We start from the raw sequence: 24,263 nt of genomic DNA, 5'->3' as shown, positions 1-24,263 counted from the left end.
ACCGCGAACCTGGTCGGCTTCCCTGACAGGGGCAGCCCGCGTGACAGCCAGCCGGCCTGCCACGCGATCAGCGTGTCGAGCGGCACGTCGGGGTAACTGACAGGCCGTGGCAGCGGGAGGCGTCGTTCAGCAGCGCCGTGCCGCTCTCCTGGCCGGTGAAGGTCGCCTCGACATCGAGTGCTGCGGCCAGCCGGGTGGCCGTGCGCCGCACCGAGGCCGTCTCAGGGCCGGTCAGGTTGAGCGTGAACGCCTCCGGTGCCCGCGCGTGCCGCAACGAGCGCAGCGCGACCTCGTTCGCGTATCCCTGCCAGACGACGTTGACGTGGCCGGTCGTGAGGTCGACCGGCTCGCCCGCCGCCAGGGTAGCGGCGATGTCCGCCAGGACGCCGTAGCGCAGGTCCACGGCGTAGTTGAGGCGCAGGATCGTGACCCGGGTGCCGTACGAAGCGGCGGCATGCTCGAAGACGCGCTCCCTGCCGAGGCAGCTCATCGCGTACTCGCCGACCGGTCCGGGCCGGTCGTCCTCCGCGCTCCCGCCGGAGGCCACGTCCACCAGGGGGTACACGTTGCCGGTGGAGAACGCCGCGATCGCCGAGTCGCGGTAGCGCCGCGCGACGGCGGCGGGCAGCGCGGCGTTGACCGCCCACGCCTGGTACGGCGCCGCCGATGTGCCGAACTTGGCGCCGACCATGAAGACGACGTTCGCCGCGTCGGGCAGCCCGGCGAGGTCGTCGTCGCCCATCAGGTCGTGGCGCACCACGTCGACGCCCTGCTCCGCCAGCTCCTTGGCGGCGGCGTCGTCCGACCAGCGCGACACGGCGTACACGCGGGCGGAGCCGCGTCCCGCGGCGTCCAGCGCTCGCCGGGCAAGCCGGACCAGGCTCGGCCCCATCTTGCCGCCGGCGCCGAGCACGACGAGGTCGCCGTCCAACTCGCCGACGTCGGCGACCAGCGCCGCCGAGGGGGTGGCCAGCCGGTCCTCGAGTTCCCGTTCAGAGGTGAACATGTCGCGCTCCTTCGTCGTCTGGCCTCCGGTAGCGCACGCCCAGCCGGTCTAGGAGCGGCAGGTGCGCGGTCAGCCGCCGGGTGAAGTCGCCGAGGTCCCTGCCGGAGGACCAGGCGGCCTCGGCGACGGCGCACAGGCGGGGGAAGGCGTTGTAGTCGAAACGTTCCCTGGTGGGGAGGTACTCGCCGGTTCACACCCCGCCACGCCATGATCACCATGTCCTCGGGCGGGTCGTGGTCGAACATGTCGTCCCAGGCCACCGCACGGCAGCCGAGCCCGCGCAGGTGATCGGCGAGGAGCCGCCCCCACCAGCCATGCAGCGCCTCGGGGCCGGCGAGCCCCTCGCTCGCCACCCGCCGCAAGGCGTCGGGGCTGGACGCCCATTCGCCGCTGCGGACCTCATCACCGCCGATGTGGATGAATCTGGACGGAAACACCTCACTCAGCTCGTCGAGCACGTCACGGGCGAACCCGGCGGCGCGATCGCTCACGTTGAGCACGTGCGAGGAGATTCCCCACGAGGTGCGCACCTCGGCGGGCGTGTGGCCGAGCCAGGGACAGGCGGCGATCGCGGCCTGGGAGTGCCCGGGGAACTCGATCTCGGGGACCACGGTCACGCCGCGGTCGGCCGCGTAGTCCACCAGGCCGCGCTGGGTGTAGAAGCCCCCGTGCGGGGTCCCGTCGAACCTGCCCTCCCGTGCGTGACCGGCCGAGGACTCGGCACGGGTGGCTCCGACCTCGGTGAGCCGCGGGTGGCCGCGCACCTCGAACCGCCACCCCTGGTCGTCGGTGAGGTGCAGGTGCAGGACGTTGAACTTGTGCAACGCCAGCAGGTCGACGTACGCCCGCAGAAAGGAGATCGGACGCCACCAGCGAGCCACGTCGATCATCACGCCGCGCCAGGTGTACCTGGGCACGTCGCGAACGGTGCAGCACTGCACGCCGCCGGGCCCGCTCAGCTGGCGCAGCGTCTGGACGCCCCAGCGCAGCCCGGCGGGTCCGGCCGCGGCGATCCTGGCCTCGTCAGGGGTGACGGTGAGCGTGTATCCCTCCTCCCCCAGGGACGGGTCGTCCACGAGGTGAAGGGTGATCTCCCCGGCGCCGCCGCCTTCCGACTCCAGGCCGAGCAGGTCCCGCGCCGTCCCGGCGTGCGGGCCGCTCACCTGCGTGCCGTGGCCGAGCGGGAACAGTCCTGGCCCTGGGATCAACGAAGTGACCTGCGGGATCAGCGGGGAGATCATCGCCCGAGCACCTCGCGGAAGGCGGCGAGGGCATCGCCGACGGGCGGCGCGTCGGGGTACCACACGCGTTCCCATTCGAGCGCGAGATAGCCCGTGTAGCCGAGACGGTCGAGCTCGGCGAGCACACCGGGCACCCCCACCGCGCCCCGGCCGGGCAGCACGGGGGCCAGCTCGGTCGGCGCCGCCGCGTCCTTGATCTGCACGTGCCGAAGGTACGGTGCCAGCGCGTCCGCCGTGGCGGCGGCCGTCTCGCCCGCGCGCCACGGGTTGACCATGTCCCACAGCGCGCCGACCCGTGGCGAGCCGACCCCGGCGAGCACTCCGGCGATCGCCTCGCCGGTGAGGAAGACGTCGTGCGTCTCCAGCAGCACGTCGACGCCGTTGTCCGGCAGCAGGTCCGCCACCTCCGCGAGCCTCCGAATCGCGGCGGCGGCCGGATCGTCCTGTCCCTCGACCCCGCCGAAGACGCGCACGAACGGCGAGCCGAGCGCCTCGGCGATCTCGACGTGGCGCAGCACCTCGGCCACGGTGTCGCCGTCTGGCCGCGCCACGCGCGTGTAGGAGCAGACGGCGACGATCTCGACTCCTGCCTCGTCGAAGGCGCGGCGGACCTGACGCAGGTCGGCGGCCGACGTGTCCGGCGCGACGATCTCGCCGTCGGCGCAGCGCAGCTCCACGCCGGCGCAGCCGTACTTGGCGGCCACCGCGATCACCTCGTCGGCGGGGGCGCCCGGCATGCCGAGCGTGCTGAACGCGATCGGGTTCACATCTGTCCCTTCACTGTGACGGTGGAACCGTTGAGGGCGGACTCGTAGACGGCGAGGGCGACGTCCAGGACGGACAGCGCGTACTCCGGCGTGACCTGGGGCGCGCTCCGCGCCGCGCAGGCGTGCGCGAAGTCGGCGAGCTGCGCGGCGAACGCCTTGGTCATCTCGCCGGGCTCGGGGGCGGCGACCTGGGTGGCGACGCCTCCGCGGAAGGACCAGACGCCTTCGCCCCGGCTGATCCTGACCGCGCCCTCGCCGCACACGAGCTCGGCCTCGTCGGTGAACGGCAGGCCGGTGCCGGTGACGGAGATCGTCGAGCGGGTGCCGTCGGCGTGCCGCGCCAGGGCCACCGCCTCCGTCTCGACCGATGCGCCGGCGGGTCCGGCGATGTGGCCGGTGACCTCGACGATCGGCGAGCCGACGAGCATCTGGAGCTTGTCGATGCTGTGGGTGCCGACGTTGAGCACGATCCCGCCGCCGGCCATGTCGGCGTCGAGGAACCAGCGGGGCCTCGAAGGGTCGGCGTAGTCGGCGGTACGCCGTTCCGAGGCCACCACGACCTGGCCGAGTTCGCCGGACGCGAGATAGGCGGCCGCGGCGCGCAGCGTCGGGACGAAGCGCAGGACGTGCCCGACCGTGAACACGACTCCTGCCGCACGGCAGGCGTCGATCATGCGGATCGCGTCCTGGCGCGTGGTGGCGATCGGCTTCTCCAAGAGCACGTGCAGCCCGGCCGCGGCGGCGTCCAGGGTGATCGGCGCGTGCAGGGCGTGCGGGACGGTGATCACGACCGCGTCGAGGCCGCCCGCGTCGATCATCTCGCGATGGTCGGTGAAGACGCGGGCGCCGGCCTCCGCGGCCAGTTTCTCCGCCACCTCGGCGCGCACGTCGCACACCGCGGCGATCTTCACCTGGCCGGCCGTCTGACGAGCGGCGGCCACGTGGAGCTCGGCGATGGTGCCCGCGCCGATGACGCCCAGGCGCAGCCCGGATGTTGTTGTCACGATTTCCTTCCTGGATGGGACGGAGGGCCTCAGCCCTTGAGTCCCGCGGACATGGTTCCGCGGACGAAGTAACGCTGGGCCAGGATGAACACGACCAGCATCGGCAGCAGGCTCATCATCGCCGCAGCCGTGACGAGCTGGTCGTTCCCGACGAACTGGCCCTTGAGGCTCAGCACGCCGACCGGCAGCGTGTAGTTCTCGGGTGAGGTGAGATAGATGGTGGGTTCCAGCACGGCCTTCCACGAGGTGGTGAAGGTGAAGACCGCCAGCGTGGCCAGGGCCGGCTTGGCCAGCGGGAGGTGGACCCGCCAGAACACCTGCCAGGGATTGGCTCCGTCAAGGCCCGCGGCCTCCTCGAAGTCCTTGGGGATGCCGAGGAAGGTCTGCCGCATCAGGAAGATCCCGATGGGCGTGGCCAGCCAGTACGGCACGACGAGCGGCAGCAGGGTGTCCAGCCAGCCCAGCGAGCGGAACAGCAGGAAGTTTGGGACGATCGTGATGACGGTCGGCAGCATCATGGTCCCGAGTGCCATGGCGAGCAGCGTCTGCTTGCCCGGCAGGCGCATCCTGGCCAGGGCGTGGCCGACCATCGCGCTGGTCAGCACGTTGCCGGCCACGGCGAGGACCGCGATCACGAGGCTGTTGACGAGGTAGAGCCCGAACGGGGTACGCCGCCACACTTCCGCGTAGTTGTCCCACTGGACCGGATCTGGGATCCACACCGGCGGCACCTGGATGTACTGGGCGAAGCTCTTGAGCGAGTTCCCGAGTGCCGCGACGAACGGCACCAGCATGACGAGGGCACCCGCGAGCACCAGCACGTAGGAGATGGTTCTACGCATAGTGCACCCACCTGCGCTGGAGACGGAACTGCACCAGCGTGAGCGCAAGGACCAGCACGAACAGCACCCACGCGATGGCCGAGGCGTAGCCCATCTGGAAGAACTGGAAGCCCTGCCGGTAGAGGTGGAGCACGGTCAGCTCGCTCGCCCCGTGAGGACCTCCGTCGGTCATCACGAAGACCTGCTCGAACGACTGCAGCGTCTCGATGGAGGTCAGCACCAGGACCAGGAAGGTGGTGCCGGAGACGCCGGGCAGGGTGATGTACCGGAACCGGTTCCAGGCCGACGCGCCGTCGATCTTCGCCGCCTCGTAGCGCTCCTCGGGGATGGCCTGCAGGCCCGCGAGGAACAGCACCATCATGTAGCCGACCCCCTTCCACACCGCGACGGCCGCTAGCGTGGGGATCACCAGCGCGGGGTCCTGCAACCAGTTCTCGGCGGGCAGCCCGAACCAGCCGAGCACCTGGTTGGCGATGCCGGTCTGCGGGTTGAAGACCGCGTCGGCGACGTACGCGACGACCACCCACGAGGAGACGACGGGTACGAAGTAGGCCGCGCGGAAGAGGGCCATGCCGCGCAGCCGCTGGTTGAGCGCGATCGCCAGGGCCAGGGCCAGCGCCGTCTGGGTCGGCACGAACAGCACGGCGAAGTACGCGGTGTTGCCCAGCGTCTGCCAGAAGACGCCGTCGCTGAAGAGCCGGGTGAAGTTGCCGAAACCGACGAACCTGGGCGAGGACATCAGGTCGTAGTCGGTCATGCTGAAGACCAGCGAGGCCAGCAGCGGCCAGGCGGCCAGCACGACCAGGTGAAGCAGGTAGGGCGAGGCGAAGGCGAACGCCCAGGCCCGCTCTCCCACGTGCCGTATCCGGGCGGGCGGCCGCGGTGCGGCGGCCGCCTTCCCCGGTGGTCTGGTGAGCATCGTCACTGCGTCTGTCCCGCGTAGAAGCGGTCGATGACCTCCTGTGCCTCCTTCTGCCCGGTCTCCAGCGCGGTGGCGACGGGCGTGGCGCCCGACAGCGCCTCGTTCATCCGCTTGGCCAGGGCCTCGGTGTACTCCGACCACACGGCGTTGGTGCCGAGGTCGGTGGCCGCGTCGAGCGACTCGAGGAACGCCTTGCTCTGCTCGGCGGGCAGGGCCGAGGAGGCGACCTGCTTGTTGATCGGGATCGCCTCGCCGAGTTCGGCCCACTTGCGCTGCGGGCCCTCACCGGAGAAGAACATGATCCACTTCCACGCCGCGTCTGCTTGCGCCGCCGAGGCCGCCTTGCTGACCACCCACGAGTTGACGATCGCGACGTTGCCGCGGCCGGCCGGCCCCTTCGGCATCGGCGCGACACCGAAGTCGACGCCCGCGCTCTTCGCGGGCAGGGTGCGGGCGTAGATGCCGTACGACATCGCGACCCGGCCGGTGGCGAACAGCGTGTGAACGACGCCCTTGCCGAGGGCCTCCGTGGTCGCGTAGTCGGGGGCGAACCCGTCCTTGCCCATCGCGGCGAGCATCCAGTCGAGCGCGGCGCTGGACTGCGGGCTGTTGACGACCACCTTGCGGTTGCCTTCGGTGACGATGTCGCCGCCGTACGCCTTGATGATGGGCCACCAGCTCTCGGTGAAGCCCGGCGAGTAGGCGCGGAACCCGTACGTGTCGGGCTTGCCGTCGCCGTTGGTGTCCTTGGTGAGCTTCTTGGCCGCGGCGGCGAAGTCGTCGTAGGTCCAGTCGGCCGTCGGCTCGGCGACCTTGGCCTCGGCGAACATCTTCTTGTTGTAGAACAGCACCGGTGTCTGGGCGCCCTGCGGGAAGCCGTAGATCCGGCCCTTCGCGTCCTTGTTCAGCTCGATGCCGGAGTAGTCGGCGGCGTTGACGGTGCTGACCCTGTCAGTCAGGTCGGCGAGGGCGCCGCGCGCGGCGAACTCCTGCACCAGCACGCCGTCGGACAGCCACACCTGCGGCGCCTGGCCGCCGGCGATCTGGGTTCGCAGCCGCTCGAAGAACTTGACGTACGGCGCGACCTCCAGCTCCACCTTGATCGACGGGTTGGCGGCCGAGAACTCCTTGACAAGTTCCCGCATGGTCGTGTCGGCGGGGTCTCCCGCCGCCGCGTAGAAGCCGAGTCGCAGGGTGACCGCTCCGGAGCCGTCGGCCGAGCCGCCACACGACGTCGTGCCGGCCACCGTGAGCACGACCACCGCGGCGGCGGCGAGCATGCGCACTCTCATTGAGTCCTCCAACAGGAAAAGGGGGCAGGGGGTGAGGGGATGAAGGTCGGCGTCACATCGGGACGCGGACCTCGACGAGGGTGCCGGAGGCGGCTCCGCAGGAGGCCCGTACGGCCAGGCGAGGCTGCAGCACGACACGGCAGATCGGGGCGACGGGACCGAGCTCGACCCGGCGCAGCAGCAGCTCGGTCGCCATGCGGCCGACTTCTGCCTTGGGCGGGGACACCGCCGTGAGCGGCACCTCGGCCAGGTCGGCGACCTCGTCGTCGTAGGCGACCAGGGCGATGTCGTCGGGGACGGTCAGGCCGACCCGGCGCAGGTAGGGCAGGAGCGCGGTGGCCTCGCGGTCTCCGAGGCACACCACCGCGCGCACCTTCGCGGTGACCAGCGAGTTGGCGTAGGCCAGCATGTCGGGTCCGGTCCAGACGGGCTGCCGGGCCACCGCCTCAGGGATCTCCGGCAGACCCAGGTCGGTGACGGCCTGGCGGTATCCCGCGAAGACCTCCTCGGAGGTGGCGGTGCCGATTCTGCCGAGGTAGCCGATCCGGCTCCGGCCGAGCCCGCTGAGGTGCTGGACCGCCGCGTAGCCGCCGCCTTGCACGTCGGTGCAGACGTAGGACGTGGAGTCGGCCGGGCGGGGGTCGGCCGGCCGGCGTTCCACCAGCACGTACGGCACGGTCAGCTCGCGCAGGCGGGCCAGGTGCGCGGCGGGGTCCGCGGCGAGGTGCAGGTTGGGCACCAGCAGCAGACCCGCGACCCCGACGTCAACGAGCTGCTGGATCTGCGCGAGCTCTACGCCGGGGTCGTAGTTGGAGCACGCGAGCACGAGCTGCACTCCCGCGGCGGTGGCCGCCCGCTCGATCCCCTGGACGACCTGGGGGAAGTAGTAGGTGGTCGACGGGACGAGCGCGCCGATGAGCCGCGGCCTGGCCTCGGTGGTGCCTGAGGGTCTGACGGAGGCGCTCACGAACGTGCCCGACCCCTGCCGGCGCCGGACGAGCCCCTCCTCGACCAGGAGGTCGACCGCGCGGCGCACGGTGTTGACCCCGACCGAGTAGGTCTGTGCCAGTTCGGACTCGGTCGGCAACCTGCCACCGACCGGCCAGCGGCCCTGCACGATCTCCTGCCGCAGGCGTGCCGCGAGAGTGCGGTATCGCCTTCCCTTTGGGAGGGAATTCATTCCGTCCAGTGGCTCCATAACGGGATTCTTCTTGTCATATCGCGGCAATGTCAATGACGAATTCATCGCTAATTCTGCAGAAAACAGGGATGAATTCCTTCCTTTAAATCGCAGCGCAGGGCCGCCTCAGGCGGGAGGTGGCCCTGCGGGCGGCGGGGTCGTCACCACTGGGCTGAGACGTCCCTGTCCCGGTCATAGGCGCTGGCCCAGTAGCGGCCGGGAGCTGTCAGCCGGTGGCCCGCGAACCCGACCTGGCCCGTCGGCTGTACCAAGGCCTCGGACGTCGCGGTGGCCCAGCCGTCGGCGTCCGCGGTCACCGTCACGTAGCGCCCCGCGGAGAAGGTGAAACGCCCGCGCACCGTGGCGGCCACCGGCTCACCGGTCTTCTTGTCCACGACGCGCAGCCGCACTCGCGCCGCGCCGCCCTCAAGCTTGACGGCCATCGACTCCACCACCATCGGGCGCAGGTCGGTGCTCCCGGTCGTCACAGAGACGGGATCCGACGCGGGGCCGCGGTGTCCGGCCACGTCCACGGGCACGACCCGGTAGGTGTAGGCGGTGCCGGGCAGCAGCCCGGTGTCGGTGTAGGTCAGGCCGCGCGCCCGGCTGGCGAGGGTGCCGGGTCCGGGAGTGAAGCCCGGCTCCACCGACCGATGCACCTCATAGAAGTCGACCTCGGCGTCGTCGTGGGCCCGCCCGTAGGTCAGGTCCACCGTGGAGTGGTCGAATGCGACGGCCTTCGGCGGCGAGTCGACGCCCGTGGGCGGCCCGGAGTCGGCGGGCGGCGCGGGCCACTTTGCCGAGGGGCCCCAGATCGTGGGCAGTTCCCGATAGGAGTCGTAGTGGTGGAGCGCCACCCCGGCGAAGGCGGGGCTGTCCGAGAACGCCCCGTAGACCTTCGCCAGCTCCGCCTCCATCGCGTCCCTGCCCTGTTCGCGGAAGGTGATGGTGTGCGGGTCTCCGCTGGTCGCGATGTCCAGGGTCTCCACCCCGATCACCACTGAGAGCGGCTTGCCGATGCGCTCGGCGTAGGCGATCTCACCCTCGGCCTGCGCGATGATGCCGGGGCTGCCGTCCGCCTGGTCCCGGTAATCCATGATCGCGATGTAGTCCGTCATGTCCTGGATGTGTTCGGCCATGGTGCGGGTGGTCCCGCCGTACGGGATGTCCGTGCAGCAGGCGGAGGTGTCCAGCCACCGGGGCACGGCGGGGCCGAACAGCAGGGGCTGCCCGGACGCGTCCCGGCGCGCGATCATCGCCCGCAGCGTGTCCAGCCACTGGATCTGCACGTCGGGCTTGGTGCTCCCGAACCAGGGCAGGATGTACGGCTCGATGTCGACGTTGATCCCGTCGAAGCGCTCGGCCGGCGCCGACGAGAGGTTGTAGTCGAGAACCCGTTCCATCTCCCTGACCGCGCGGTCGCGATATCGGGAGAGCGCGCCGAGATAGGGCGGACGCGTCCCGCCGGCCACCGTGGCGTGCACTTTCATCCCCCGGCGATGCGCCCAGGCCACGAGGTCGCGCAGCTCGGAGCGCGCGTCCTCGATCAAGTCGCGCCCGGCGTAGGTGTCCACTCCCAGGTAGATCGTCGAGCCGGGCCCCAGCACGGTCTCCAGCAGGCGGCGCGATCCCGGGTTGAGCACCAGGTTGTAGGAGGCCTTCTCCCAGATCCACATCGCCCGGTCCTGTTGGTGCCGCACCGGGCGTTCCTTCTTCGCCGCGCCGAGCGCCACGTACCGGGTGGCCGACCTGGACACGTTGCCGCGCGCGTCGACCGCCTCCGCCTCCAGGCTGGCCATGACATCGCCGTACTTCGCCGGATCCACCACCGTCACGTACCGCCCGTTCGCGCCGGAGGCGTTCTTCCATGGGCCGCCGTTGACCCGGACCCGCACCGAATGCACGTCCGCGCCGGTGATGTTCACCCGCACCGTCGCGGGCCTGGTGAGGCTCGCCCCATCCGCGGGCTCGGCGATCGACACCTTCGGCGCCCTGGCGCGCGGGTTGTCCACGCGCAGCGTCAGTGGCCTCGACCACGTTCCGTAGCGCGTCGCCGCATTCGTCGCCTTGGCGTAGATCTCGAGTTCGCCGTCCATCTCGCTGGTGTCCAGGTCATAGGACCAGGTGCCGGAGTCGTCGGCGTCCAGATCGCTCACCCTGGCGCGCTCGATCCGCTCGCCGTTCACCACGATGTTCACGTCGTACGCCCCGGTGAACCGGCCGGCGAGCCGTACGACGCCCTGGGTTGTCTCGGAGGAGTCGATCACCACCGATGACGGCTCATCCGCATGGACGGCGGCCGGTATGGCCGCCGTGCCCGGCAGGGCCAGCACGAGAGCGCCGGCGATCCGCAAGAGCCCTACACGCATGAAGAAGCCACCTCCGCAGGAATGAATTTATGCCGGATTACGAGATATCCAGACAAAGGAATCCGTGAGATGGCGAAACAATAACCCCGAACTAATGACAGAAAAATGGCGGGAATTCATGCCCAGCCCTGCCTGCGCGGAAGCGAAGCCCGTGCCCGAGACGGCCTTGGCGAGGCCGTCGAATGCGCGCGTGCACCAGGTCGGAGGTGGCCAGGTCACGCAGGGCAGGAGCCCTCGGAGTTGCGCGCCCGGCGCTCTCTGAGACAGGACACCCACGCTGGGCACGGTCATCCGCCCTGCGGCGATCGCATCGCTCGAAACAGCCTGTCGCGGCCCTCTGGAAAGTTGGTCCAGAGCCTGCGGTGCCGTCTTGCGCGGCGCTGTCGGCGCAGAGGTGGGTGCTTCGGTGTGGTTGCGCGGCGTCGCACCATGATCACTAGCGGGCGGGGAGAGCACGGGCCTATGGCATGATCACTTCCCATGAGCTGGACAGTGACGATGGCGGGTGTGGTGGGACTGGCGACCGTGTCGGCTCCTGCCCAGACCGCGGCGGCCGTCGATGTGGTCGCGGCGGTGCAGCGGCTGCAGGCCCACAGTCAGTCGGTGAAGGTCGTGCAGCACACCGCGGCTGACTGGCCGTACGATCCCCGGTTCCGCGAGATGCCACGCGGCGCGTGCCGGGGTGGCAGCGGTGACCCCCACCTGACGGGCGTGGCCCGGCTGGGCCGGGGCGGGGTGATCGCCGCCGACGTGACGCGGTCGATGCCGCTCGGTGAGTGCCACCTGCAGCTCCTGCGGGATGACGCCGCGGGTGGTGACCGCCGGGCGGCCGACCTCGCCAAGGTCGGCTCGGCGGCCCACAAGGTACGCGGCGTCGGCGGCGTGCTGTACGGCGCGGGGCCGGCCTACGGCGGGAAGTCGTGGGTGCGGCTGGGCAGCGCGGCCGGTGGCGCGGCACTGTACGGCGACCAGATCATCGACGTCTTCGACCTCGGCACGCTCAAAGCCCTGGTCGCCTCGGCGTCCAGCAGCAAGTCGGGCCCGACCCTCCGCGACGCCGACAACCGGGCCGTCAAGACCTGGGGCTACCGCGGCACGACCACGTTCGGGCAGCTGTTCAAGGTGTCGAAGCCGTTCAATCAGATGCTCGGCGGGCGGCTGAATCCCAAGTACAGCCGGATCACCCTGCACTGGGGGATCTCGACCGACCTGTCCGGCAGACCCATCGTCGTGCAGGCGATCTGGCGGCCGGGCGAGGGGTATCCGATGCAGTCGGTGGCGGTGGCCACCCGGTTCAGCTGGAACGTCAATGCCACCGCCATCAAGGCTCCGCGTGCCGGTGGGACGGCGCGGGACCCGTACGGGGACGACGTCGTCGACTTCTTCAGGTCCTGACCGACGGCCTCCTCAGGAGTGATCGAGATCCGGAGCGGTCAGCAGGGCTACACCTGCGTCTCCTCCGACTTCCGTACCCGCACTCTGTGCAAGGCGTTGGAGAGCACGGTCGACGCAGCACTGCGCGCCGGAACGAAGACCCGATGAAACGCCAGGTCAGCTACCAATGACGGCTCCGCTGGGTCATGGCCACCCACGGGATGTTCTCCGGGTACGGCGGTGTAGCACTTCAGACACCTTGCTCAAGATCGGGAGCATCGACGAAGATCAGGAATGATCACGGTGGATGCCGTATACGTAGACGAGGGAGATGGCGTGAAGAACACCGCTCGATTAGGCAACAAGATGCGTATACGTTCAATCGCGTTACGCGTGCTGGCCACCGCGGCGCTGGGGGTCTCGGCAACGCTGGTGCTGCCCGCGGCTGCTGCCCAAGCCGCACCGTCTGGTTGCTGGAGCGGACAGTGGAATAACTATGATGGCTGGCAGGGCAAGTGCGGCACGATTACCTACCCCGGCGTCGACGGGTACCGCGCCGTCGCCTACTGCGCACGGGAAGACGGAAGCCGCCGGACGGTCTATGGCGCTTGGGTGACGAACATCCCATATCCGGTGTCGATCGCGGCATGTCCAGTCAACTGGTTCGCCAGTGGCGGTACCCTCCAGACCGTCTCAGGTCCGTGACCTACGGATAATCGGCTCACACCACCACGACAGCGCGCAATCGGGTTGACACCCGCCGAAGTCTCGTCGTCTCGGCGGGTGCCGCACGCCTCGTGGCCGATGGGGGCGGGGTCTTTGACGGGGTTGATGCCGCGATGGTCCCACAGGTCGGACCCGCACAGGCAGGTGGCAAAGGTGCGGGTGATCGCGTCGGTGGGCTTGAGGAGCTTCGGCGCGTCACGGTCCTCGACGCGCACGTCTCGGGGGCCGTACAGGATGGCTCCACGCATGGCGGATACTCCCTTGCTCGATTCGGTCGGTTCCGGTCGCGGGGGCCTGCTGCCCCAGGCCGTCCAAGGTCGGGTGGCCGGGGATCTCAGGTGGGGTGGTCGGTGGGAGGGCTGGTGTATTCGGCGTCGGTGACGTGGTCGAGCCAGGTGACCTCATCGCCTTCCCACAGGGCGATGTGCGTCATGAACTGGTCGGGGGCGGCGCCGTGCCAGTGCTCTTCACCGGGCGGAGTCCAGATGACCTGCCCGGGGTGGGCTCGGAGGATCGGGCCGCCTCGGGACTGGATCAGCGCGATCCCCTCCACGATGTACAGGGCCTGGCCCCTGCCGTGGGAGTGCCAGGCAGTGCGGGCACCGGGCGTGAAGTGCACAGCGTTCGCCCGCATCGCGGAGGCGTCGTGGCCTCGGTAGATGACGTCGGCGAAGGCGTCGCCGGTGAACTACTCGGCCGGCAGCTTGCCGGTGGCGGGCCGCTTCAGCAGTTCCATGATGTTTTGTTCCTTTCGCAGGACGGGCCGGTCAGGCGCGAAAGAGATCTTTGGTGACCGTCATGGCGGACATGGCGCGGGGCCAGCCGGCGTAGAAGGCCAGGTGGCTGATCGCTTCGATCAGCTCGGCCTCGGTGACGCCGTTGTCGGTGGCCCGGCCCAGGCCGGAGATCATGCAGCCGGACCGGCGGCAACCCCGCCAGATAGGCCAACCACAAGAACTGGTCGGACACGTGCTGCGGGTGCAGCCGATCCCCATCCGGTTGGGTGAACACAAACCCGGTCTCCTTCCACGCCTCCCCCGCCGCGAGCCGTTCCTCCTGCTGGCGCCGCCTGTGCGCCCGCAAGATCCCGACCGTCTCGGCATCCAGCGCGATGGTACGCATCGAGGCATCGGTCTTGGGCCTGCCCTCGTGAATCTGCCCCGCCAACTGCACCAACTGCCAGGCGATACGCGCGGATCCCTGGTCGAGATCGACGTCCTTCCAACGCAGCCCGCACGCCTCCCCGCGTCGTAGCCCTCGAAGCGTGATCAGCCGATACAAGGCGAACAGCCGATGTCTCCTGGCCTCCTCCAGAAACAGCCGGGTCTGCTCCGGCGTCCACACCATCACCGACGACGGACGCGACACCCGGACATAGGCATCGATCGGATCGACCCTCCGGCCACCGCGCCGCGCCCTCTCCGCCGTGCGATAGTCACGGAACTCACGATGCCATTCCTCGACCCGGTCCCCCGGTCCATACCAGCGCCTTGGGCCGGGCAGTGGCCGGCATCTCCAGCACCGCCGCCGGGTTGAAGTCGGGGGACGGGGGCCGATGGGCTGCGGTCAGCTGACGGCACGCGTTTCATCCGTCACTGAAAACGATCTTTACTTTTAGTTCGACCTCATGTGATGATCACTCCGTTTTGTCGCTTTTATCCTCGAAGGGTCCGAGTGAACACATCACGACCAGCGTCCGGTTTATCCAACCGGACGCGCCGGCGCGCTGCCCTGATCGCGGCTGTGACGTTGCCGCTCTCGATGATGAGCGCGCCCGCGATCGCGCAGAGCCCCACCCCACCCCCCACCCCACCCCCCACGACATCACCCCCGAGCACCCCCGCGACGCCGACCGAAAAAGCGCTGGCGCAGGCCAAGAAGGAGAACCGACGCGTCGAGGTCGAGTCGATGGGCTCGGAGAGCACCACCTTCTACGCCAACCCGGACGGCAAGACGATCCGGATGGAGTCCAGCGCCCGCCCGATCCGGAAGAGGAACGCCGACGGCAAGGGTTTCACGCCGATCGACACCACCCTCGTCAAGGCGGACGGCGCCATCAAGCCCAAGGCCACGCTCGGCGACCTCATTCTGTCCGCGGGCCGGGACAAGACCCTGCTCAAGAGCCAGGCGACCGGCGCCGAGGCAGCGGCGGACGACGCCACGGCGAAGATCAGCACACCCTTGGCACTACCTGAGCCGCAGCTGAAGGGCAATACCGCCACTTACCCCGGCGCCTATGGCAAGGGCCGCGACCTTCGGGTGACCGCGACCGCGACCGGTTTCCGACAGCAGGTCGTCATCACCGAACGGCCCAGCGGTCCGGTCACCTTCAAAATGCCGGTGGCACTGCCCGCTGGGCTCTCCTTCGGCAAGAACGCGCAGGGCAGGCCCGTCATCGTGGGCAAGGACGGCAAGACGCTGACCGAGCTGCGGCCGACGCTCCTGCAGGACGCCACGGCCGCCGACGCCTACGCCCCCATCGACGAAGGCAAGGTCGGCAAAGCCGCGATCAGCCTCGATGACGACGGCAAATCGCTGGTGTTCGCCCCAGATACCGCGTTCCTGGCCAACCCTGCGGTCACCTATCCCGTGACCATGGCGGCCGTGGCAGCCGACTGGTGGGAGACCCACACCGGCGCCGGCGGCCTGCCCAAGCAGGGCTGGGACACCTTCGTCAACAACGCCGATTACCCGGACAGCTGGGACAACTTCACCCTGGACCGGATCCTGGTCGGCAAGTCCAACAGCGGCACCGTCCGCTGGCGCAGCTACATCAAGTTCCCCGACATGCCCGCCGAGTTCCGCGGCCTCAAGGTACAGAACGCCGACCTGATCCTGTGGAATCACCTGTCCAACGACTGCGGGACCTACATCGGCTCCGGGATCACCACCCGGCAGGTCACGTCGCCCTGGGACGAGGCGACCATGACGTGGAACAGCCAGCCGTCGGTCACCTCAACGGGCCAGATCACCGAGGGCGCCGCCTACAGCCCCAACTGCACCAGCGGAGCCGCGAGCTGGGCGGGCAAGGAATGGGACCTGGTCTACTCGATCGACGAGATCGTCCAGGCATGGTCGGACGGTGCCTCCAACTACGGCGTCCAGCTCACCGCCGGCAGCGAGTCGGACACCACCAACTGGCGCCGCTACCGGACCGACGAGGCAGGCGGCTGTAGGAGCACCCCGCTGGAGGAGTGCAAGGGGCAACTCCACCCGCCCATCCTCACCGTTGACTTCGAAGCGCCTCCACCGCCGGTGCCGAACATTGGATATTGGCTTTATCCCGGAGAGCCCCATCCGACGACAGCGGATGAGATTCGCGCCTTCGCGGACGACCCAGCGAAGGGACGCTCTGCGACTGCTCTTCCAAGCCCTGAAGATGTTTCGTGGGAGAAGGCCTCGGAGCTCAGGCTCCGTTCCGGCCAGGACATCTCCACGTCGGCAGAGGATCTTCTGAACGGTCCTGCGCCTGTCGAGGAACCACAGCCTGATGCAGCTCCGCCAAGCGTCGTGACAACATCGCCCGCCAGAGATGCAACCAACACGGCGACCAAGCTTGATGTCTGGGCTGTGTTGAGCGAAGACGTATCGAAGGCGGAGATAACCCTCAAGGACTCCGCGGGAAACGCTGTCCTCGGAAGCAAGATTACCGGCCAGGCTGCGGATTTCGTTGGATTCACTCCAGCAACGTCCTTGACGCCGGGGTCGGTTTACGTTGCCCAGCTGAGTGGGGTCGAGGATGCGGCGGGCAACGCGATGCCCTCGTACTCCTGGTCGTTCACGACTGACGGCACGCCACCGGCGGTATCTTCGGTGAGCCCGGTGGCCGCGGCCACCGATGTTCCAGTCACCACCCCGGTCACAGTGACATTCAGCGAAGTGGTCACTGACGCTCAGTTCACGATGAAGGACTCCGGCGGAGCTGCGATTGCTGGATCATCGGTGATGGATACCACCGACCGAGTGCTCACCTTCACTCCTGAACAGCCGTTCGCTGAGGCTTCCACCTACACCGCCGAGGTGGCCAGCGCGAAGGACCTCGCGGGCAACTCCCTGGCCGTGCCGTACAGCTGGTCGTTCACCACGGGTGCGAAACCACCGAGCGGGCTCGTGGCGGCGTACGGCATGGATGAGGGTGTCGGGACGAGCGTGAGCGACTCCTCTGGCCACAACAACACCGGAACAGCCACTGCCACCTCGTGGCAGAACGGAAAGTACGGCAAAGCGCTGCTGTTCAACGGCACCTCCAGCTGGGTGACCGCCCAGGACGCCGCCTCGCTGCGCGTGGAGAGCGGGATGACGCTGTCGGCCTGGGTCAACCCGGCCTCGGTGGCCAACTGGAGCCCCGTGGTGGGCAAGGAGCTGAGCGAGGGAGGCGTCTCGTACACCCTGTACGCCGCCAACGGCGACTCGGTCCCCTCTGGTTGGGCGCAGCCTGAGCCGGAGGCCGTCTCGTCCGTAGCCGGTACCTCCCCGTTGCCGGTCAACACCTGGAGCCACTTGGCGCTCACCTACGACGGCACGTACCTGCGGTTGTTCGTCAACGGCCAGCAGGTCAACCAGATTCCGTTCAGCGACAACCTGTATGACGACGGCAGCCCGCTGCGCATCGGCGGCAACCAGATATGGGGCGAGTACTTCAGCGGACTGATCGACGAGGTGCGCATCTACAACCGCGCGCAGACCACCACCGAGATCCAGACCGACATGACCACCCCGATCGGCAGGACGCCGTCGCCGGACACCCAGGCACCGAACGCGCCCGGCTCGCTCGCCGCGACCGGCGGCCCCGGCAACGCGCAGCTCACCTGGACGGCCTCGACCGACAACGTGGGCGTGACCGCCTACACCGTCCACCGCTCCACCACGCCGGCCTTCACCCCGTCGGCCGCGAACCAGGTCGGCTCGTCGCCGGCCACCACGTTCACCGACGCGGGCCTGGCGGCGGGGACGTACTACTACCGGGTCCGAGCCGCCGACGCGGCCGGCAACCTCAGCCCGTCCTCCAACGAGGCCTCGGCCACCGTCACCGCCCCGCCGGCGACCCCGGGCCTGGTGGCCGCGTACGGCATGGACGAGGGCACGGGCACCACCGTCGGCGACTCCTCCGGACAGCACAACACCGGAGCCGCCACCGACACCACCTGGGCCAGCGGCAAGCACGGCAAGGCCCTGTCCTTCAACGGCACCTCCAGCTGGGTCACCGTCCCGCATGCCCAGTCGCTGCGCTTGACGAACACACTGACATTCTCGGCGTGGGTCCAGCCGGCCACAGTGGCCGGCTACCGCACCGTACTGTCGAAAGAGAACACCAACGGCCACTCCTACGGCCTGTACGCCTCCTACGGCGGCGAACCCTTGGGCTGGCTGGAGAACGCCACCACCTCCAAGTCAGTGGTGGGCGACGATCCGCTGCCACTCAACCAATGGAGCCACCTGGCCGTCACCTACAACGGCACCATCGTCACCCTGTACCTCAACGGTACCCAGATCGACCAGACACCGATGACCGGCAACCTCGCCGACAACGGCGGTGCGCTACGCCTCGGCGGCAACAGTATCTGGTTGGACGAGTTCTACAGCGGCCTGATCGACGACGTGCGCATCTACAACCGCGTCCAGACCGCGTCCGAAATCCAAACCGACATGAACACCCCCGTCGGCGCCGCGGCGACCAGCACAGTGGCAAGGCTGAACACGGCTACCGCAGACCACGCCGGGATCGCGAAGCTGACGGTCGACGACGGCCGCACCATGGACGGCGTCACCGTCGCCTCCACCCTCACCCCCCGCCTGACCACCTGGCTGCCCGCCCAGCGCGACGGCGAGGCGAAAGTGGAGATGGAAATCTCCCGCATCCCCGCCAAGGCCAGCAAGTCCGGCAAGACGGACGAGACCGCCGAGGGCAAGCAACTGGTCTGGTCAGGTCAGGCCACCGCCAAGCGCGCCGACTCCCGCGTGACGCTGCAGGTTCCCGGTGGGCGGCTGGGAGACGGCGATTTGGTGAGGTGGCGCGCCCGCGCGACCGCCCCTGGCGCCAACGGCGCCTGGACTGGTTGGCACACCATCAGCGTGAGGATCACTGCAGCCACCCCTGCTGATACTCGCCCGGCCCAGCGTGAATCCGACAACACCGTCGTCCAGAGCGCGCCAGCCGCGGACGACCCGATCCCCATCTATGAATTCGATCGTATAACCCCCGACGACTGCAAGAAAGAAATCGCCAAAGCCGGTCGTCCGGAGGGCTGGATCAAAAACCACTATTCCTGGTGCTCCATCGGCGACGTTACGGCGATAGACACCTCCACCCCTAGCTGCCGCATCACCTACTGCCAGGCGAAGGGGAAGGTGATGACCATTGTCCAGACCTTCCACGGCAAGGGCAGCCTGGGCGCGGATGAAGCAAAGGGCGCCACATCACGAGACATCGTGGTTGACGTCTATTACCTGGATAATAAGCTCGACGACATCTATAACGTAGGCATCGGTTCGCGCCAAATGACGATCGGCGTGAATCCGGTGGGCACTCGATGCCAGCACGTAACCGAATTTGGGGGTAGCCCGAATGTCAATTATCGCACCAAGTCGATAAATAGCTGGGACGGCAGTACTGCGCGGTTCCGGCTACGCTGCCCCAAGGAAAAGGCGGATCCAAAGCGGACGCTTATCTGGGAAGTGCACGACAACGGAACTCCCGCAAAGACGGAAGAGAAGGAAAACGTGGAGGCCGTGACGATTGACGGTTTCCGAACGTATGTGAACTGGCCGACCTGGCCGGGCATCCAAGGCTATTACTCGCTCTCAGGGAAGCCGCTCGAGGATCGCACAATTGTTCGATGCGACAGCGCCAGCTACATCGCCGGCGATGGTGGCTGCATCTTCGACAGTGCCATCCCCTCGATCGTGTTCAGCACCGGTTCAGGCTATGACGCTGCATACGAGCATTACTGGAAGGCCTGCAACGACCCCAACGACACCTACGAGAAGCCTCTCGGCTACGTCGGTCCCGGAGGAGGTGCGGGAAAGACCATCATCCAGGGATGCGGCGGCGAGGACAAGAGCAGGGCATGGCTCCACAGACTGTCGGGCGACCTCGCCGACGCCTATCGTAGAAAGTATACGCGGCCGAAGTGCATAGAGATCTGGGGAGTTAACTACACGCAGAACCAAACCCGTCAATGCGATGAATATCCCTTCGCCTCCACATATGAGCGATGGGAATGGTCATCGCTCTGGGACGGCGACAAGCCGGCCAATCCCAATAAGTTCTCCGTCTGCCCCATAGCGAACGACGACAACAAAAAGGCCGGTGACGCACTCGACAAGAGATTCTATCTTCGAGACCGGATCCTGCATGGCGATCCATTCTTCGTCCGGTTCAAGACCAAGATCGACGTGCGACCGATCGAGCAGCTTTGCGGAAATCCCACCAAGGAATACCAAGATTGGGATGATCGCAGACGGTAAAGCATCGGGCGACGCCTTCTAGCGTCAAGCGATAAGCACACCCTGTTTGAGCCGGCCCGGGTGCCGAAACGGAAGCTTCAGCGCTCCCGGGCCGGCTCGGCGTGAACCATCTTCCCGATCGACTTATCGAGGAGTAGTATCAGGCACCATGTACGATCTTGCTGCGACAAACTACTACCTGCGCTTGCTGCGTTCCAGCTCTGCTCAGTGGCTATCCGATCGAATGTGGTGGATCTCCGTCACGCCAAAAGCTCAACAATCGATTGAGATGGACGATATCCACGAAGTCCTCGCGGGTGGGACTCCGCCAGAGGTTCGCCAAGAAGACGGATACGAACTTCCGATAACGCTGCACTGTCCGGTAGTGGCATTCTTTGTCCATCGGTCCGCAGGAGACGGGACGGTATCGATCCTCAACCTGTCCTCTGAATCCGCCTCCTTGAGAGACTATTGCCGCGCTCTGAGCAGTGGTGCGTCGGCGCTGGGAATCGAGTGGGGCGGCAGAACTTGGGAGGCCATTGCGTATGCCGAGGACGGGGATATCGTCGCGTACTTCCCCGAAGGTTTCTCGCGCGAGCTCGCCGGCGGAACCAATCCGGAAGCGCTCAGCCAAGAGCTGCAATTCATCCACCAATTTTCCGAGGACAGTCCTGCTGGCGTTCTCGCACAGAAGGCGGCGGCGCTGGCGATCCTGGAAGCCCGGTCAGGGCTCCGCATCACCGAAGAGTGGCTGAATTCAACCCACGAGGTCGTCTACGTCGACGTTCCGGTCGGCGTCGGCGATTCGGCACACGGTGATGCCATCGCTTCACCGCAGACTATTCCGAATCCACCGGATACGTGGCCGCACAGCAAGAAGACTGAAATTCTCTTCCGGATTATCGACCTGCTTGTCGCGAAATTCGGCTTTGAATGGCCGGAGATTGCAGAGGCCCGTAGCGCTTACGGCTCGGGGCATGTCCCCAGGGAGACGCTCCACACAGAGGTCATGGACCGCACACTTCGCCTCGGTCGCGATTGGCTCCAGGCTACCAATGAATATGAATCGTCCGCTGCGAACTCTGGGCTCATGAGGTTGCGATGGAGGGCTGGGATTGCCATCCGAGTCGCGCTTAGAGAGATCGAACAGAGCAACCCCAAACTGTCCTCGCTTCAGCTTGCCAAAGAAGCTCTTGGGACGGAGTGGCCGACCGTTCAGCAGCATATCCTCAACCTCTGATCTACTTTCTGAGAGTAAGCCGCCAGGGCTTTTAACGGCTGGCTGACGCGGGGTTGAGGAAGGCTCTGAGCCAGAACTCCCCGCTACCTGGCGCTTGCGCCTGCCGGAAATTCCATCCATGCAGGTCAAGCCGTATGTGAGTACTCGTGGAGGACCCCGCCGAGCAGGTCTCGTCGGCGTATGTTCAGGTCGGCGATTCGCTTCGGATCGGTGATCGGATCTGGCACGGTACGCAACGGTGCCGCTTGGGCCAGGGCCTGATGGGCTCGGTGCTGGTAGTAGAACTTTTCGTACTCGCGCAGGGCGTGCCGTAGGTGGCGTTCGTTCCAGATCAGGCAGCGGTCGAGAAGCTCTCGGCGGCACGACTGCACCCATCGTTCCATGACCGCGTTCATGCGCGGCATCCGGATACCGGTGAGCACGGTCTGGACGCCGGCGTCGGACAGGACCTCATCCATGAGGGCCGGGAACTTCGCATCCCGGTCCCGGATCAGATAGCGCGCCCGGCAGCCCGCCTCGTCCAGATCCATCACGAGATTCTTGATCGCCTGGATGACCCAGCTCGCGGTCGGGTGCGCGGTGGTGCCCAGCACGCGCACGCGCCTGCTGGCGTGCTCGATGACTGCCAGGATGTACTGGCGCTGCCCATCGAGGGTGATGGTCTCGATGAAATCGCAGGCCAACAGGGCGTCGGCCTGCGAGCGCAGGAAGTCGGCCCACGTGGTGGACGCCCTCTCGGGCGCCGGATCAAGACCTTCCTGCTTGAGGATCTCCCAGACCGTCGACGCAGCGACCTTGATGCCGAGTGCGGTGAGCTCGCCGTACACTCGCCGATATCCCCACGATGGATTCTCGCGAACCAGTCGCAGGATGAGGACGCGGATGGAGCGGACCGTGGGCGGGCGACCTCGCCTGTTCGGCTGGCAGGTACGGGCGTGACGCCGTTTCAACAGATCGCGGTGCCAGCGCAAGACGGTATCCGGCCGGACGAGCAGCCGTACCCGGCGCAGGATGTCGCGTGGCAGCGACGTCAGGAGGGCGGCGAGAACGGCTCGATCCTCGGGAGCGAACCTCACCCAGGTGTCGTCGCCGAGTTGCCGTTCAAGCACGGTGATCTGATGGCGCAGGGCGAGGATCTCGATGCCCTTGTCCCGATCACCCATCGGCAGCAACCTCAGCGCGGCGAAAGCGACGTGACGGCCAGATAGGCCAGGCGAAGGAGCACGACCGGTCATCCTGCCGCACTGACTCCTCTTCAGGAATTGAAGCCTGCCTACCAGAGAAGCCCTGCAAGGCCGTGACCTGGACGGATGGAATTATCGGCAGGCGCAGGGCCCGGCCCAACGCGGAGAAGCGGTGCGCCACACCAGCGAGTTGCCGGTGACCAGCGCCGACATCAGGGAGTAGTACTGCTCTATTCCTGGCATGACACGTAAGGGTCCTGTGGTCCGCGTACGGCCTTGATCGAGAAAATGTCGAGCATACGGATTCGCGGCCGGTCGTCTTCGCCTGCCGGTCAGGACCGGCCGGCTGAGGTCCTCGGATAGGGTCCACGGGTGAACGACGCCCCCATCATCCTGCTCGGCGGCGCTTCGGGGACCGGCAAGAGCCGGGTGTCCTATCCCCTGGCGCGCCGCCTGGCCTCACCTATCGTCGAGATCGACGACATCGTCGAGGCGCTGCAGGCCATGACCACGCCGGAGCAGCTGCCCGCGCTGCACTATTGGCGGGCCAACCCCGAGGCCGTCCACCTGCCTCACGAGCGGATCGTGGAGATGCAGATCTCCGTGGCGCGGGCGCTCGTCCCCGCGGTGCGGGCGGTGGTCGCCAACCATCTCGAGACCATGACGCCGGTGGTCGTCGAGGGCGACTACCTGTTGCCGTCCACGGCCGCAGAGCTGGACGGCGTGCGCGCGGTCTTCCTGCACGAGGGCGACGAGGAGCAGATCGCCGAGAACTACCGGCTTCGCGAACCCTCGGCAGGGGCGCAGCACGGGCGGGCCGTGGTGAGCCGCCTGTACGGCGACTGGCTGGCGTCGCAGGCCGAAGCGGCTGGAGTGCCGGTCGTTCCCGCCCGCCCCTGGGACGACGTGCTCGAACGGGTGGCACGGGCGCTCAACCTCGCGCCGCCCGCCGTCTGATCCTGCCGCCGGGCTTGTGGACCGGCACGCGGCGCGCCGATCGGTTCACCTGTGCGTCCAGCGGAAGAGGGTAACGCCTTCGGCGGTGAGCCAGGTGCCGTCCCCGAGCGGGTATGCAGATTCGTGCGCGGGCATCGGGTAGCGTACCTCCCCGCTGAGAGTGTCGATCAGGACGTGCCTGGCGTCCTGCGGCGTTTCGGTGTAGAGCGTCGCGGTGGCGATCACGGTCGCGACACGGGCCGCGATGTCGGAGATGTCGCCCAAGGCGTCGAGCTGCTCGTCGGTCAGCAGGTCGATCAGGTGTCAGCGCACGGATTCGACATGGAGAGGGGCGGCCTCTTGGATGGCGCGCCAGCCGCCCTCGCTCAGGACGATGACCGCGCCCCTGCCGTCCGTCGCGTGCACTCCTCCCTGGACACCAGGCCGCGCTCCTCCATCCGGCTGATGTGCCTGGACAGGCGGCTCTTGGACCACAGCACGCGATCGGCCAGTTCCTGCAGCCTCCAGCGCCTGTCCTCCCTGGCGGTCAGTGCGGACAGGACGTCGTGGTGGGGCGCAGGAAACCCTCTCCGACCTTGCCCGTCGCATCCTAGGTACAGCTCACCGTCGCAGGATGAAGGAGGATGGCGGCGACGCCGACCGGGCACGATCAGCGGCATGATGATCAGCGATGACAGGAATGCCGCGCTGCGCCTGGCGCAGCAATCCCATGA

Annotated in this window: 18 protein-coding genes and 2 pseudogenes; 5 read left to right on the top strand and 15 right to left on the bottom strand. The window is 67.7% G+C overall.

Annotation, left to right across the window (positions count from 1 at the left end):
• Nucleotides 1–67: 67 nt before the first annotated feature.
• From ACWDLG_RS13240 to ACWDLG_RS13200, 9 genes are all read right to left on the bottom strand, one after another.
• The gene (locus ACWDLG_RS13240) at nucleotides 68–856 is read right to left on the bottom strand and encodes an NAD-dependent epimerase/dehydratase family protein (RefSeq protein WP_449919727.1); all 789 of its coding nucleotides are present in this window, start codon (nucleotides 854–856) and stop codon (nucleotides 68–70) included.
• Complete coding sequence (locus ACWDLG_RS13235) at nucleotides 742–2,247, bottom strand: beta-N-acetylhexosaminidase (RefSeq protein ID WP_449919319.1); 1,506 nt, start codon at nucleotides 2,245–2,247, stop codon at nucleotides 742–744. Before ACWDLG_RS13235 ends, ACWDLG_RS13240 begins: the two co-directional genes overlap by 115 nt.
• Nucleotides 2,244–3,014 carry a sugar phosphate isomerase/epimerase family protein gene (locus tag ACWDLG_RS13230; protein WP_449919317.1) on the bottom strand — a complete coding sequence of 257 codons (771 nt, stop codon included), beginning with the start codon at nucleotides 3,012–3,014 and terminating at the stop codon, nucleotides 2,244–2,246. Before ACWDLG_RS13230 ends, ACWDLG_RS13235 begins: the two co-directional genes overlap by 4 nt.
• A complete protein-coding gene (locus ACWDLG_RS13225; RefSeq protein ID WP_449919316.1) occupies nucleotides 3,011–4,018 on the bottom strand; it encodes a Gfo/Idh/MocA family protein in 1,008 nt (335 codons plus the stop codon). The genes ACWDLG_RS13230 and ACWDLG_RS13225 overlap by 4 nt, the downstream gene beginning before the upstream one ends.
• 29 nt (nucleotides 4,019–4,047) lie before the next feature.
• Entirely contained in the window at nucleotides 4,048–4,860 is an 813-nt protein-coding gene (locus tag ACWDLG_RS13220) for a carbohydrate ABC transporter permease (RefSeq protein WP_449919313.1), read from the bottom strand.
• Nucleotides 4,853–5,779, bottom strand: a complete 927-nt coding sequence (locus ACWDLG_RS13215) for a carbohydrate ABC transporter permease (protein ID WP_449919311.1) — start codon at nucleotides 5,777–5,779, stop codon at nucleotides 4,853–4,855. The genes ACWDLG_RS13220 and ACWDLG_RS13215 overlap by 8 nt, the downstream gene beginning before the upstream one ends.
• A gap of 2 nt (nucleotides 5,780–5,781) precedes the next feature.
• Nucleotides 5,782–7,074 carry an ABC transporter substrate-binding protein gene (locus ACWDLG_RS13210; protein WP_449919308.1) on the bottom strand — a complete coding sequence of 431 codons (1,293 nt, stop codon included), beginning with the start codon at nucleotides 7,072–7,074 and terminating at the stop codon, nucleotides 5,782–5,784.
• A gap of 52 nt (nucleotides 7,075–7,126) precedes the next feature.
• Nucleotides 7,127–8,254, bottom strand: coding sequence for a GntR family transcriptional regulator (locus ACWDLG_RS13205; RefSeq protein ID WP_449919306.1), 1,128 nt, complete (start codon nucleotides 8,252–8,254; stop codon nucleotides 7,127–7,129).
• 161 nt (nucleotides 8,255–8,415) lie between these two features.
• A complete protein-coding gene (locus ACWDLG_RS13200) occupies nucleotides 8,416–10,623 on the bottom strand; it encodes an Ig-like domain-containing protein (RefSeq protein WP_449919304.1) in 2,208 nt (735 codons plus the stop codon).
• A gap of 480 nt (nucleotides 10,624–11,103) precedes the next feature.
• Between ACWDLG_RS13200 and ACWDLG_RS13195 the strand changes: the two genes are divergently transcribed.
• Both ACWDLG_RS13195 and ACWDLG_RS13190 read left to right on the top strand, forming a co-directional pair.
• On the top strand, nucleotides 11,104–12,018 hold the full coding sequence (locus ACWDLG_RS13195; RefSeq protein WP_449919302.1) for a hypothetical protein: 915 nt from the start codon (nucleotides 11,104–11,106) through the stop codon (nucleotides 12,016–12,018).
• Between the two features lie 273 nt (nucleotides 12,019–12,291).
• Nucleotides 12,292–12,702, top strand: coding sequence for a hypothetical protein (locus tag ACWDLG_RS13190; RefSeq protein WP_449919301.1), 411 nt, complete (start codon nucleotides 12,292–12,294; stop codon nucleotides 12,700–12,702).
• A 355-nt stretch (nucleotides 12,703–13,057) separates the two neighbouring features.
• Here the strand turns inward: ACWDLG_RS13190 and ACWDLG_RS13185 are convergent.
• The 3 genes and pseudogenes from ACWDLG_RS13185 to ACWDLG_RS13175 all read right to left on the bottom strand — a co-directional run.
• Nucleotides 13,058–13,399: pseudogene (locus ACWDLG_RS13185) on the bottom strand (cupin domain-containing protein); the annotation flags it as partial.
• Between the two features lie 91 nt (nucleotides 13,400–13,490).
• Nucleotides 13,491–13,634: a carboxymuconolactone decarboxylase family protein gene (locus tag ACWDLG_RS13180; RefSeq protein WP_449919298.1), complete on the bottom strand. Its 144-nt coding sequence runs from the start codon at nucleotides 13,632–13,634 to the stop codon at nucleotides 13,491–13,493.
• 49 nt (nucleotides 13,635–13,683) lie between these two features.
• Nucleotides 13,684–14,070, bottom strand: a pseudogene (locus tag ACWDLG_RS13175) (tyrosine-type recombinase/integrase); the annotation flags it as partial.
• A 396-nt stretch (nucleotides 14,071–14,466) separates the two neighbouring features.
• Here ACWDLG_RS13175 and ACWDLG_RS13170 point away from each other — a divergent pair.
• The gene (locus tag ACWDLG_RS13170; RefSeq protein ID WP_449919296.1) at nucleotides 14,467–20,190 is read left to right on the top strand and encodes a LamG-like jellyroll fold domain-containing protein; all 5,724 of its coding nucleotides are present in this window, start codon (nucleotides 14,467–14,469) and stop codon (nucleotides 20,188–20,190) included.
• 148 nt (nucleotides 20,191–20,338) lie between these two features.
• Nucleotides 20,339–21,409, top strand: a complete 1,071-nt coding sequence (locus ACWDLG_RS13165; RefSeq protein WP_449919293.1) for a hypothetical protein — start codon at nucleotides 20,339–20,341, stop codon at nucleotides 21,407–21,409.
• Nucleotides 21,410–21,534: 125 nt separating this feature from the next.
• Here ACWDLG_RS13165 and ACWDLG_RS13160 read toward each other — a convergent pair whose 3' ends face one another.
• Entirely contained in the window at nucleotides 21,535–22,572 is a 1,038-nt protein-coding gene (locus ACWDLG_RS13160; protein ID WP_449919291.1) for an integrase core domain-containing protein, read from the bottom strand.
• Nucleotides 22,573–22,965: 393 nt separating this feature from the next.
• Between ACWDLG_RS13160 and ACWDLG_RS13155 the strand changes: the two genes are divergently transcribed.
• Complete coding sequence (locus ACWDLG_RS13155; RefSeq protein WP_449919288.1) at nucleotides 22,966–23,550, top strand: hypothetical protein; 585 nt, start codon at nucleotides 22,966–22,968, stop codon at nucleotides 23,548–23,550.
• Between the two features lie 45 nt (nucleotides 23,551–23,595).
• Here the strand turns inward: ACWDLG_RS13155 and ACWDLG_RS13150 are convergent, their stop codons facing one another.
• A complete protein-coding gene (locus ACWDLG_RS13150; protein ID WP_449919287.1) occupies nucleotides 23,596–23,814 on the bottom strand; it encodes a hypothetical protein in 219 nt (72 codons plus the stop codon).
• 101 nt (nucleotides 23,815–23,915) lie between these two features.
• Nucleotides 23,916–24,209 (bottom strand): helix-turn-helix transcriptional regulator, encoded by a 294-nt coding sequence (locus tag ACWDLG_RS13145; RefSeq protein WP_449919284.1) that lies wholly within the window; start codon nucleotides 24,207–24,209, stop codon nucleotides 23,916–23,918.
• Between the last annotated feature and the right edge of the window lie 54 nt (nucleotides 24,210–24,263).

This window comes from Nonomuraea sp. NPDC003727, assembly GCF_053586935.1.
The sequence above is the reverse complement of the archived record's forward strand: the minus strand, read 5'-3'. Positions and strand labels throughout refer to the sequence as shown.

Excerpts from the sequence above, each read along its gene's own strand:
- ACWDLG_RS13220 (WP_449919313.1), bottom strand. The coding sequence starts at position 4,860 with ATGCGTAGAACCATCTCCTACGTGCTGGTGCTCGCGGGTGCCCTCGTC.
- ACWDLG_RS13165 (WP_449919293.1), top strand. The coding sequence starts at position 20,339 with ATGTACGATCTTGCTGCGACAAACTACTACCTGCGCTTGCTGCGTTCC.
- ACWDLG_RS13205 (WP_449919306.1), bottom strand. The coding sequence starts at position 8,254 with ATGAATTCCCTCCCAAAGGGAAGGCGATACCGCACTCTCGCGGCACGC.
- ACWDLG_RS13200 (WP_449919304.1), bottom strand. The coding sequence starts at position 10,623 with ATGCGTGTAGGGCTCTTGCGGATCGCCGGCGCTCTCGTGCTGGCCCTG.
- ACWDLG_RS13145 (WP_449919284.1), bottom strand. The coding sequence starts at position 24,209 with ATGCCGCTGATCGTGCCCGGTCGGCGTCGCCGCCATCCTCCTTCATCC.
- ACWDLG_RS13215 (WP_449919311.1), bottom strand. The coding sequence starts at position 5,779 with ATGCTCACCAGACCACCGGGGAAGGCGGCCGCCGCACCGCGGCCGCCC.
- ACWDLG_RS13195 (WP_449919302.1), top strand. The coding sequence starts at position 11,104 with ATGAGCTGGACAGTGACGATGGCGGGTGTGGTGGGACTGGCGACCGTG.
- ACWDLG_RS13235 (WP_449919319.1), bottom strand. The coding sequence starts at position 2,247 with ATGATCTCCCCGCTGATCCCGCAGGTCACTTCGTTGATCCCAGGGCCA.
- ACWDLG_RS13210 (WP_449919308.1), bottom strand. The coding sequence starts at position 7,074 with ATGAGAGTGCGCATGCTCGCCGCCGCCGCGGTGGTCGTGCTCACGGTG.
- ACWDLG_RS13160 (WP_449919291.1), bottom strand. The coding sequence starts at position 22,572 with ATGGGTGATCGGGACAAGGGCATCGAGATCCTCGCCCTGCGCCATCAG.
- ACWDLG_RS13180 (WP_449919298.1), bottom strand. The coding sequence starts at position 13,634 with ATGATCTCCGGCCTGGGCCGGGCCACCGACAACGGCGTCACCGAGGCC.
- ACWDLG_RS13190 (WP_449919301.1), top strand. The coding sequence starts at position 12,292 with ATGATCACGGTGGATGCCGTATACGTAGACGAGGGAGATGGCGTGAAG.